The 10,841-nt window shown below is 51.7% G+C and carries 7 protein-coding genes and 2 pseudogenes; 3 read left to right on the top strand and 6 right to left on the bottom strand.

Annotated features, from left to right (window positions below; genetic code table 11):
* The first annotated feature begins 48 nt into the window (after positions 1-48).
* Positions 49-1,095 (top strand): NAD-dependent epimerase/dehydratase family protein, encoded by a 1,047-nt coding sequence (locus MO767_RS05520; protein ID WP_282479711.1) that lies wholly within the window; start codon positions 49-51, stop codon positions 1,093-1,095.
* A 334-nt stretch (positions 1,096-1,429) separates the two neighbouring features.
* Here the strand turns inward: MO767_RS05520 and MO767_RS05515 are convergent, their stop codons facing one another.
* The 3 genes from MO767_RS05515 to MO767_RS05505 all read right to left on the bottom strand — a co-directional run bounded on the left by MO767_RS05515 (position 1,430) and on the right by MO767_RS05505 (position 4,634).
* The gene (locus MO767_RS05515; protein ID WP_282479710.1) at positions 1,430-2,782 is read right to left on the bottom strand and encodes an acyltransferase; all 1,353 of its coding nucleotides are present in this window, start codon (positions 2,780-2,782) and stop codon (positions 1,430-1,432) included.
* Between the two features lie 294 nt (positions 2,783-3,076).
* Positions 3,077-3,820 carry an ABC transporter ATP-binding protein gene (locus MO767_RS05510; protein ID WP_095130189.1) on the bottom strand — a complete coding sequence of 248 codons (744 nt, stop codon included), beginning with the start codon at positions 3,818-3,820 and terminating at the stop codon, positions 3,077-3,079.
* Between the two features lie 13 nt (positions 3,821-3,833).
* Positions 3,834-4,634 (bottom strand): ABC transporter permease, encoded by an 801-nt coding sequence (locus MO767_RS05505; RefSeq protein WP_170206206.1) that lies wholly within the window; start codon positions 4,632-4,634, stop codon positions 3,834-3,836.
* 665 nt (positions 4,635-5,299) lie between these two features.
* Between MO767_RS05505 and MO767_RS05500 the strand changes: the two genes are divergently transcribed.
* Both MO767_RS05500 and MO767_RS05495 read left to right on the top strand, forming a co-directional pair.
* The gene (locus MO767_RS05500; RefSeq protein ID WP_282479709.1) at positions 5,300-7,294 is read left to right on the top strand and encodes a nucleoside-diphosphate sugar epimerase/dehydratase; all 1,995 of its coding nucleotides are present in this window, start codon (positions 5,300-5,302) and stop codon (positions 7,292-7,294) included.
* A gap of 112 nt (positions 7,295-7,406) precedes the next feature.
* Positions 7,407-7,517 (top strand): annotated as a pseudogene (locus tag MO767_RS05495) (competence protein ComEA); the annotation flags it as partial.
* Here MO767_RS05495 and MO767_RS05490 read toward each other — a convergent pair.
* The 3 genes and pseudogenes from MO767_RS05490 to MO767_RS05480 form a co-directional block, all read right to left on the bottom strand.
* Positions 7,512-7,881: pseudogene (locus tag MO767_RS05490) on the bottom strand (transposase); the annotation flags it as partial. The pseudogenes MO767_RS05495 and MO767_RS05490 sit on opposite strands and share 6 nt — an antisense overlap.
* 56 nt (positions 7,882-7,937) lie before the next feature.
* Positions 7,938-9,536: a glycosyltransferase family 4 protein gene (locus MO767_RS05485; protein ID WP_282479708.1), complete on the bottom strand. Its 1,599-nt coding sequence runs from the start codon at positions 9,534-9,536 to the stop codon at positions 7,938-7,940.
* Positions 9,536-10,639, bottom strand: a complete 1,104-nt coding sequence (locus tag MO767_RS05480) for a DegT/DnrJ/EryC1/StrS family aminotransferase (RefSeq protein WP_282479707.1) — start codon at positions 10,637-10,639, stop codon at positions 9,536-9,538. Before MO767_RS05480 ends, MO767_RS05485 begins: the two co-directional genes overlap by 1 nt.
* Positions 10,640-10,841: the final 202 nt, after the last annotated feature.

Genomic DNA, 10,841 nt, shown 5'->3' with positions numbered 1-10,841 from the left:
GTGTTTCGTTAAATAATAAAGTGTAGGTCGTTGCAATGGTTGCCAAGGATGGGGCAGGTCAAGCCCGCCTTGTCTGCTGCTGCACAAGGCGGCAGTTTCAACCATATCAAGCGCTGGAGGGCAACGTTGAATAATTCCGAGAACACTTCTCCTAATCCCGTTAAGCGGTCCCTGGTTTTGGGGGGGCGTGGTTTCATAGGCACCCACTTGATAGACGCATTGCTCGATCAGGGGCATTTTGTGCGCTGTTTCGATCGTCCCAATGTGGCGCCGTTGGGTGAATCCCACTTCAGTCACCCTAATTTCGAGCTTTGCGAAGGAGACTTCACCAGTGAGGCCGAAGTCGCCAAGGCATTGGAAGGTTGCGATGTTTGCTATCACCTGGTGTCTACTACACTCCCCAAGTCTTCAAATGCTGATCCCGTCTTCGATGTGGAGAGCAATGTCGTTGCGACCATCCGCCTGCTAAACCTCGCGGTGAAGTCCGGCCTGAGGAAGATTATTTTTATCTCCTCCGGCGGCACGGTGTATGGAGACCCTACGCAAGTACCTATTCCAGAAACACATGCTACTGACCCGGCCTGTTCCTATGGAATTTCCAAGTTGGCGATCGAGAAGTATTTGGCGCTTTTCCATCGCTTATACGGTCTTGATTATACTGTTCTACGTCTTGCAAACCCCTTTGGTGAGGGGCAGCGCACCTATGCTAGCCAAGGCGCGGTTGCCGTATTCCTTGGCAAAGTCCTGCGTGGCGAGACGGTTGAGATTTGGGGTGATGGCTCGGTTGTACGCGACTACATTCATGTCTCTGATGTGGTGAGAGCGTTGTTAGCATCGTCAGCGGAATCCGGTGAAGAGCACCTGTTCAATATCGGTTCAGGGCGCGGACATAGTCTCAATGAGGTTCTTGACGCGATCGAGAGGGTCACGGGGCGAAATGCCAGTCGTGAGTACTTGTCGGGTCGCGGGTTTGACGTGCCTGTCAGTGTCCTGGATATCGAGCGCGCCAAACAGTCTTTGGGGTGGGTACCTTTCGTGAGTTTCGATCATGGATTGGAGCGCTTTGCTGCTTGGTTATTGGATAATCCGGAATGAGCACATAGATTTAACGATGTAAACACTCCATAAGCCCGCTTCTTGGAAGGTGAGCTTATGGGGCGGTTACGATCTTTTGGGAAGGCTTCAAAAGCGGGTGCGGCATGAGGCGTCAAATCGTAGAGGGTCACCATCCGGCTAGGTTGTGACGAAAGAAAAGCCCTTCCAGAATATTACGTATAAGAGCGCCGATTTGTTAGATATGTTTGCACTCGCGAACATCATCAATCAAATCGGCGCTCTTGTTTCTGTATCTCCTGTCATCCGTGAAAGGCCATTTACGCACCTGTAGCTGATTTGTCGGTGATCGGCAGGTGCGTCTTGTTGAGTCGAGTCAATGGACTAATTGTTTCTCTTTCAATAGCTTTCGTGTGGTGGTATTAACCTGGTTAACCCACCAGTCATCAAAGCGAGAGAGTGGTACTGCTAGTGCTATTGAAGTGGTAGCGGTGACAATAAACACGATAATTAAGCTTTGTGTGTTGCTGATTCCATGATTTGAAAGTTTGATATATACGTAGCTTGATAGCGAACAGATCACAAGGGTGTGGACAAGATAGAGTGGGAAACTGATTTTTCCAATGCCTCTTAAAAGTTTCCCGTTCAGGTTCTTAAACACCTTTTGATTGCTCATGGTTGCGAATATTATGCAGGCGGAACCAAGTGTGTGGAGCAGGGTTTGGGTGTGTACTTTCATAATATCTGGAATGGCTGAAGCCCATGCGTATGATTTTTCCGGGATTATATATCCGAGCATGTATAGCCCGAAAATAATTAGCGCTATGGCAGTATAGAAGGGGATTTCGGTTTTGTTTTTGGCCAGATAAACAGAAAGAAATGTACCGGCAACAAAGGGGAATATGAAATTGTTATAAAATAGTGCTGATATTGAAATAATTATAAAAGCGTAAATAAGGTAGCGGTATTCGAGTATTACGGAAATAAAGCATGCAAGCATAAAGACAATCATGCTGCCGAAAAACTCGGCTTTCATAGTCCAAAGGTTTGTATTGTAATTGTCTTCTCCTGTGAAAAAAGTTGTCATTCCTTGCGTTAGCGCTTCCCAAAAGCTCGGCTCAAACCCTGGCGTCCATCCTTGAGCAAATGTTGCAAGCCATGGGCTCAAGCTAAGTTTCGAGGCGTCATGGAAGTAATAAAAATTAAGCCTGAATAAGCAGTAACTTGCGACAGTGGTAATCGTTACGATGGCGGCCAGTCTCGGAAATCTTTTAAGAAATGCCAGAAGAAGTTTTTGTGGGTTTTCATGATTAAAATAGGACCAGCACAAAACAAAGCCGGAAAGGGTGAAGAAAAAACCGACAGCCGCTGTGCCGTTAAACAGAGCAAAAAATGGCTGCCCTATTAAGCTGTCTTCGTTTCGTGCTTCCCCTAATAATCCAGTTGTGTATGGGGAAAACCCTAAAAAAAAATGGTGGACAAGCACAATAAATGCAGCTATTCCCCTATAGGCTTCAAGAGGGAATAGTCTATTGTTTCCAGATACCAATATTGCTGACATGTCAGGCCTTGAATATTTATTGTTTGATCTACAAGCGCGATAATAGGCATCTTTATTTGTTTTGGCTAGCCTTGGCCAATAGCTTTGGGGGGCGTTGCCCTGCAGTGGCGTCGTCTCTCTCCGCACTGCGGAAATTTTCACACCGTTGCCGGATTTGTTGATGAGCACGTAAAGCGCAGGTGGGTGAATAACGTCACCATGATGACCCGTTCAACTGGGGCTGCGAGGCTATCGATAGATTTTTTTGGGGGGCGGGGCGGGGAGACAAACCTTTTCGACTTTTGCGTCGGGCCGCATCATGAGATGCAGCTGGCGAGGCTTTGTCGCTTTGGCTTCTACGCTGCAATGGCTACGCGGCTACTTTCATACAGAACCTACGCTTATCTTGACTTGATAAAGTAGGTTCTTTATGAGTTAACCGGTTTATTAACTTAATGAGGGTTGCAGGCGCGAACGAAAATATTAGTGGCCAAAATAAGCTCGGGTAACTGTTTCGGGATCCGAGTCCATTTTTATTTTGCCGTGCTCCAGCCAAATGACCCGATTGCATGTATGCAGCACCAGGTCACGGGAGTGGCTGGCTATCACCAAAATGCTGGTGGCTTGGACCAGTTCGTTCATCCGAGCCTCTGCTTTGTGCTTGAAGCCTTCGTCCCCTACCGACAGCCATTCGTCCATGATCAATATTTCAGGTCTGATGGTCGTCGATACCGCAAAGGCCAAGCGCAAGTGCATACCGGAAGAGTACGTGCGTACCGGCATGTCAATGAAGTCACCCAGTTCTGAAAACTCAATAATTTCGTCGAGTTTTTCTGCAATATCACTTTTTGTCATCCCGAGCAGGATGCCGCGCATGAAGATGTTTTCCCTGCCGGATGCCTCCGGGTCTATCCCTAATGAAATATCAATGAGGGAAGCGACTTCGCCGCTGATGCTGGCGGTGCCAGCGGAGGGGGCGTATACGCCGCTCAGCAGTCTGAGTAATGTGCTTTTGCCAGCGCCGTTATGACCGAGCAATCCAACCCGGTCTCCGTCATTGAGGGAAAAAGTAAGGTCTTCCAGTGCTCTGACGATCACTCGGCCTTGCTCGTTGGCACTGAGTTTGCCACCTGTAGCGACTTGAATCAGTCGCTTTTTCAGGGAGCGAGCACTTGCGTTATAGATAGGGAAATCAACGCATGCGTTATGAAATTCAATAAAAGCCATAATAGTTTTCTTCTTAGAGCCAATAAGCAATGCGACGTTTATAGAGGCCATAGATGATGATCGCTATGCACCAGCCAAACAGAGCCATGCCCCCGGCCACGCACCAGCTAACAGTGCTCACATCCTGTCCGAGCAGGGGAGCCCTGACGATTTGTATAAGGTGATAGATGGGGTTCAAATCCAGTAAATAGGTGCCGGCTCGGCCAGGCAGCAGGCTTGGAAGCCACATGATTGGCGTCAAGTAAAAGGCAATTTGCAAGACGCTCGCAATGATCTGCGGGAGGTCGCGATATCGAGCGCATAAAAGGCTCAATATCAAGCTGATCCATGCCAGATTGAGAACAAGCAGTGCAAAGCCCGGGATACTCAACAGCGCTCCAAGACCCAATGGTTTCTGAACAGCCAGCAGCACAAGCGGGAAAATGACGATGTTGTGCGCGAGGATCAAAGTATTGCGCCATATTGTGCGTAAAATATGCACGAATAATGGGATGGGGAGTTGTTTGATAATGCTTTCTGCGGCGATGAGGCTGGTGCAGCCCTCTAACACGCAGGTAGAAATAAAACTCCAGAGAATCATACCTGCTGCGAGAAATGGCAGGAATTCTTTCATGGGGGAATTAAATATTTGGCCAAATACGAGGCCAATAGTACCAATCATAACGCCCATGCTGATGGTTAGCCAAAACGGTCCGACAGCAGAGCGCCTATACCGTTGACGTACATCCTGCCATCCGAGCATGCCTACCAGAGAATAGCGCTTTACAGCCGTCGCTATATCTGCCATAGCGGCGGTAATTGAGTTGTTTAGCATTCGAAACACCGGGTTGTCAAAACAGTCAATGATTGTAATCTTGTAGGAGGGGCGAGTGTCACTTTTTCCATCCCGTCTAGTTTCCAGTTTTTTACGATCGCGGGATGTACTCCACGTAGAATGCCTCTCTGTTGCAAGGAAGGCGCATAAAGTCTGCAGCTATTTCGTATGGCGCGCGCACTATCATCACAAGCTTGAGCTATTCGTTAAAAAAGCAGTGCTTGTGTCGATCGGTTAAAGTGTGCTAGCGCTAGGAAATAACGTCTCTGCCGGATGATTTGCACTTTTTCTATCATCCCACGGTCAGAGGCGAACTCCCAAGAAATTTCCCTCACCCACCAGAAACGCATTTTGGGTTAAGTCGCAGCGTCTGATCGTCCGTGCTCCCTATAAATCGCCTGCTCGAGAGCGGGCAGAGCGATTAGCTAATGGTTATCGACGAGCAGTTTCGCGGCAGCAACGATTCGTGATTTCAAGCGAGTTTCGCGTCCGTGCGCTGTCTGTCCGGCAGGCCGGTCAGAGGGGCGAATTATAGCGGCGCTTTCAGCTAAGTGCTCCTTCCTGGACCCTGCCATATGCAAGTATTGGGCGATCTCGTCCTCATGAGGTTACAATGCCGACCGACGACCGCGTGAAAGGAGGGGGCTACGGGCTCGAAAGCTTGAATGGATAAAATACGCAGGGTGTTGCTTGGTTTGCCTCGCAGGCAAAAAAGACTGATACAGGTCGCCACCGATGTGGTTTTGGTGTGGGTCGCCTTGTGGCTGGCCTTTATCGTCCGCCTCGGCATCGACGACATGTACAATCCGCTAAAGTCTCATTTCTGGCTGTTCGTCAGTGCCTCGATTATTGCCATTCCCCTTTTCGTACGCTTTGGCATGTACCGCGCCGTCATGCGCTACTTCGGCAATGATGCGCTGATTGCCATCGTCAAGGCGGTCAGTCTGTCCTCGCTGATCCTCGCAGTGGTGGTGTACTGGTACAGCAATCACCAGGCCGTGGTGCCGCGCTCCATCATCTTCAACTACTGGTGGCTAAGCCTGGTAATCATTGGCGGCCTGCGTTTGTGCATGCGTCAATACTTCATGGGTGATTGGTTCACCGCTGCGCAGCATGTACCCTTTGTTAATCGAGACGATGGTTTGACCAAGGTCGCCATTTACGGCGCAGGCGTGGCAGGCAACCAGTTGGTTGCAGCGTTGCGCATGGGCCGCGTGATGCGCCCTGTGGCGTTCATCGATGACGATTCCTCTATCGCGGATCGTTCGATTGCCGGGCTGCGGGTCTATAAGCCCAAGCATATTCAGCAGATGATCGACATGACCGGGGCTCAGGAAATTCTTCTGGCGTTGCCGTCTTCGACCCGTGCGCGGCGCAGGGAGATTCTCAATTTTCTGGAGGGTTTCCCGCTCCATGTGCGCAGTGTTCCGAATTTCACTGATCTGGCCAGTGGTCGGGTCAAGGTGGACAACATTCAGGAAGTCGACATTGCTGACCTGTTGGGGCGGGATTCGGTTCCCGCTCAGCCTGATTTGTTGGCTCGATGTGTGACGGGCAAGACGGTTTTGGTAACGGGGGCGGGCGGCTCGATCGGTTCCGAGCTTTGTCGGCAGATTTTCTCCCTGGGACCGACCACGCTGTTATTGTTCGATCATAGCGAATTCAATCTTTACAGCATTTTGTCTGAGCTCGAGCATCGTATTGCTCGTGAGTCGTTGCCTGGCCGGTTGTTACCGATACTGGGGTCGATTCGCCATCCCCATAAACTTCTGGATGTAATGAAAACCTGGAGCGTGGACACGGTTTATCATGCGGCGGCCTATAAGCACGTGCCGATGGTCGAGCACAATATTGCCGAAGGTGTGCTCAACAATGTGATCGGGACGCTCAATACCGCTCAGGCTGCGTTGGAGGCTGGTGTTGCAAACTTTGTGCTGATCTCGACCGATAAGGCCGTACGCCCGACCAATGTCATGGGTAGCACCAAACGGCTGGCCGAGTTGACCTTGCAGGCCCTCAGTCGTGAGTTGGCGCCGGTGTTGTTCGGGGACAAATCCAATGTGTCCCGGGTCAACAAGACCCGTTTCACCATGGTGCGGTTCGGTAATGTGTTGGGCTCGTCTGGCTCGGTTATTCCGCGCTTTCACAGCCAAATCAAATCAGGCGGGCCCTTGACGGTTACCCATCCGAAGATTACCCGTTACTTCATGACCATTCCCGAGGCGGCACAACTGGTAATACAGGCCGGCTCAATGGGGGAGGGTGGTGATGTGTTTGTGCTGGACATGGGCGAGCCGGTCAAGATCATTGAGCTGGCGGAGAAGATGATTCACCTGTCTGGCTTGAGCATTCGCTCGGAGAAGAATCCGCAAGGCGATATTGCCATCGAGTTCACTGGACTGCGTCCCGGGGAAAAGCTTTACGAAGAGTTGCTGATCGGCGACAACGTGTCCGCTACCCAGCACCCGATGATCATGAGCGCCAAAGAGGATCATTTGCCTTGGGAAGTGCTCAAGCGCAACTTGATGGAGTTGCTGTCTGCCGTTGAGCGGGATGATTATTCGCGGGTTCGCCAACTTCTGCGTGACACTGTCAGTGGTTACGCCCCGGATGGTGAAATCGTCGACTTGATTTACCAGCAGCGTCGCCTCGAACCTTGATTGTTACACGCTCTGTAACAGGCACATTTTTGACAGAGTTGTCCCATGACCCAGATTTGGGGGCAGCTTCGGAAAAGTTGTTCTTCCTTATCAATGTCATGGCGCGTCACTTATACGTACAGGCTACTTCTACTCTCTGGTTTTTGCCCTGATGACCAGCGCTTCTATTGCCGCCATTGCTGCACCTGTGGCTAGGCCCGACACCGTTACCGCGCCGATGATGGCAGGGGGCGCGGAAACTGCGGCGGCAAGGCGATACGTTTAGGTTTTTGCCGAGCCTCGGTCGAAACAGGAGCGAGTTGCAGCGCTACAAGTTCGGCTTCGATGGCTGCTATGTCAGTATCGATCAGTTCATCAAGCAGAATGGCCTGATCCGGGCTCAGTTGTTCGCTGCGCTTGGCAAACTTGAAGCGCTTGAGCTGCGAGATCTTGTGGGCCAGCTTTTTCGTTGGCCGTTTTGTGATGGTGGATTTGCTTACCCATCGTCTCGATTTTCTGATCGAGATTCTAGTCACGCTGCATCAACTGCGCGCCAGAGCGCGCAGTTGTTCAGTGTTTAAGTGGTCGAGATTAGGAAGCGAAGTCATGCCGCCGATTTTGCAAATAACATGTGTCGCTTCTATCGAAGCAAAGCAACTGAACTTTACTTATTAAGTATCACAGCAGCGATCTTTCTGATCTTTCCTTTCCACGATCTTGGAGCGCCCTCGTTCTGTCGTTGAGTCATGGCTGATACTTCCAACGCAAGCTTCTCCTGTGTCAGCTGCTCTATCACCGCTTGTAGCTCCACGATCGTCGCACAACGCTCTTTATACCCCGTATCAACTTTCATCCATTCCTGGAACATTCTATTTTTTTCAGATATCAAATGCCCGATTTCTTGCACTCTCTGGCGTTTTATATCCAGATGATTCTGCAGTTGGTTTCTGTGATACGTATGCAATGGCGGAACAAGGGCAGCACTGTCCAGCCCGCTGGCAAAAGCTTTCAAAAAAGCGGCTTGCGAGTAGTAACGCTCAAAATGCTGCAATGCGGATGCGGCGTGCCGCTTCAACAACGGCTGGTCCCACTGCTTGAAAACCCGACCGAGCTCTTCATATTGGCTCCAAGTATAGCTGTCAGGATAAGCAAGATCGGATCCGGAGTGATAACGGGAGCGATATGATTCGTGGGTAACGACAGGCACCCCGACCGACATCGCTTCGATTAACGATTTGCCGCCTCCAAGCGGGAAAGAAGAAACATATACATCCACCGCGTTTTCGATGAGCGCCTGAGAGAGTGAAGCGACCCACGGTATGTGAATGAACCGGTCATGGCTTACGTTCTCAGCATCGAGTTCCTCGTGGATTTTCTGCAGAAATGCATCGGACAAATCCCCGATATGCACATGGTATCCGCGCGAGGCTTTTAGGATGCAGGCCACTGCACGTTCATAGCGAAGCGCGTACGAGCCCGATTCGAACTTGGACATTCGACCGCATGAGCAGGTCGTCAAGACCCCTCGGTCGAGGAATCGGGTTTTGATTTGGGATGTACGGACAGCGCTGATCGGCCAATAAAGCTGTTGCGCGACTCCAATCTCGTTTTTGCACAACTCATATGACATGTTGTGCAAGTCGACATGCTGAAACGCTTCGCAAGTCACACCAAGAGACAGATGGTGATCGCCATGGTGAATGTAATAGCGGTTCCTGATGCCAGGGGCGTGGGCCGCCACGATGCACACGATGTCCTGATTGTGACCGAGGGTCAAAACGGTGGAAGGTTTCCACTCGCCAAGCCGGACGGTCAGGGCGTCGAGTTTGCTATCGAGCCCGGTTTCGGTCAAAACGAAGACTTCGCAGCCGAGCAGAGACTCCCACTCGTTAATCGAGGCGTGATCGATACGATTGAACAGATCGGTCAAGGCGACGCGAACCGGGCTCTCGAACAGTCCGAGAGCCAGATAGTCCTTGATCAGTTCGACATGCCCTCCGGCCCTGACCAGTTCGGACGCCAGAATGACGGTGCCCTGGCCTTCCTTCTCGGGCACATGGCGACGATCGGCATAGTAGGCGTCGGCTAGCATTCGGCACAGCGCATCGAGCTCGCGGTTCGCGAACACAGCACCAATCGACGCCGGATCGTTGATGACTTGCTCGGCAAATGACTTGATGCACGCCATCGCATCGCCGTAGTGCGACTGGGAAATATATTCCACAACCGTTGCTTGCAAGCGCTCGAGATCGAAATCATCCATTACTGAAAACTCGCAATAGTTTCACAAACGTAAGCCGCTTGCTCGAGGGTCATGTGCGGACCGATCGGTAGACTGAGCTCCGTCTCGGCCAGTGCCTCCGCAATGGGGAAAGCGCCCTTTTCGAAACCAAGAAACTGGTAAGCCTGCTGCATATGAGGAGGAATCGGGTAATGAATCAGCGTTTCGATACCGGCCTCTTTCAACCTCACATGCAAAGCATCACGCCGCTGCGAAAAAACGGGGAACAGATGCCACGACGACGTGCAATCCAGTTGCGGAGTCGGCACCCTCACACAGGTATCTTGCAAGTGCTTCTGGTAATAGGCTGCAATCTCCCCGCGACGCGCGTTCCATTCATCGAGGAACGGCAGCTTGACGGCCAGTGCTGCGGCGTGGATCGGGTCGAGGCGGCTGTTTAGGCCACAAACCTCATTGACGTATTTAACTTTAGAACCATAGTTTGCAATCGTCCGAATTCGCTCTGCGAGTTCGGTGTCGTTGGTAGTGACACCGCCCCCGTCACCGAACGCGCCGAGATTTTTGCCGGGATAGAAGCTCCACGCCACGGCATCTCCGTGCCCACCGATGCGCGTACCACGGTAACGTGCGCCGTGCGCCTGTGCGCCATCCTCGAGGACCTGAACTCCCTTGTGTCGGGCCAGTTCGAGGATCGGTCCCATTTCTGCAGGCTGCCCGTACAGATGAACGGGCAGAATGACCTTAGTCTTACTGGTCATGGCCTGCTCAATGCGTAGTGGATCGATATTGAGGGTGTCGACGTCGGGCTCGACAGGCACGGGTCGTGCTCCGCACTGTGTCACGGCGAGCCAGGTAGCAATATAGGTATTGGACGGCACGATGACTTCGTCCCCTTCGGACACGCCCATCGCCATCAAGGTGATACGCAAGGCGTCGAGCCCGTTGCCGAGCCCGATCGCAAAACGGGCGCCCGCATAGTCGGCAAAAGATTTCTCGAATTGGGCAACTTCTTCCCCGAAGATATACCACCCAGAATCGAGAGCCCGCGCGACCGCCTGATCGAGTTCGGGCTTGAGCTCGAGATAGGCGTTGCGGACATCAAGAAATGGCACTTTCACAATCATGCTCCTCACTCTCGAATGGAATTGCATTGGCCGCACATTCGTAGCACCTGACGATAATTGGCGATGCGCGAACACATACTGGACGCCTGCCCCCCCCGAACGACATATCCGTCGTATCGGCGGGGTGTCCCTGCGCACGCAGTCGAGACCGTTCCGGTGTGGCGGTTGAAGGTATGGCTATAGAGGCGGCCAGGTCTCGCAG

Origin of the sequence: Pseudomonas sp. UYIF39, from assembly GCF_029963765.1 — a bacterium.
In the GTDB taxonomy this organism is placed as follows: Bacteria; Pseudomonadota; Gammaproteobacteria; order Pseudomonadales; family Pseudomonadaceae; genus Aquipseudomonas.
This window is presented reverse-complemented; position numbering and strand designations above follow the sequence as displayed.

Coding starts and splice junctions, on each gene's coding strand:
- MO767_RS05505 (WP_170206206.1), bottom strand. CDS start 4,634: ATGCTAAACAACTCAATTACCGCCGCTATGGCAGATATAGCGACGGCT.
- MO767_RS05510 (WP_095130189.1), bottom strand. CDS start 3,820: ATGGCTTTTATTGAATTTCATAACGCATGCGTTGATTTCCCTATCTAT.
- MO767_RS05480 (WP_282479707.1), bottom strand. CDS start 10,639: ATGATTGTGAAAGTGCCATTTCTTGATGTCCGCAACGCCTATCTCGAG.
- MO767_RS05485 (WP_282479708.1), bottom strand. CDS start 9,536: ATGGATGATTTCGATCTCGAGCGCTTGCAAGCAACGGTTGTGGAATAT.
- MO767_RS05520 (WP_282479711.1), top strand. CDS start 49: ATGGGGCAGGTCAAGCCCGCCTTGTCTGCTGCTGCACAAGGCGGCAGT.
- MO767_RS05500 (WP_282479709.1), top strand. CDS start 5,300: ATGGATAAAATACGCAGGGTGTTGCTTGGTTTGCCTCGCAGGCAAAAA.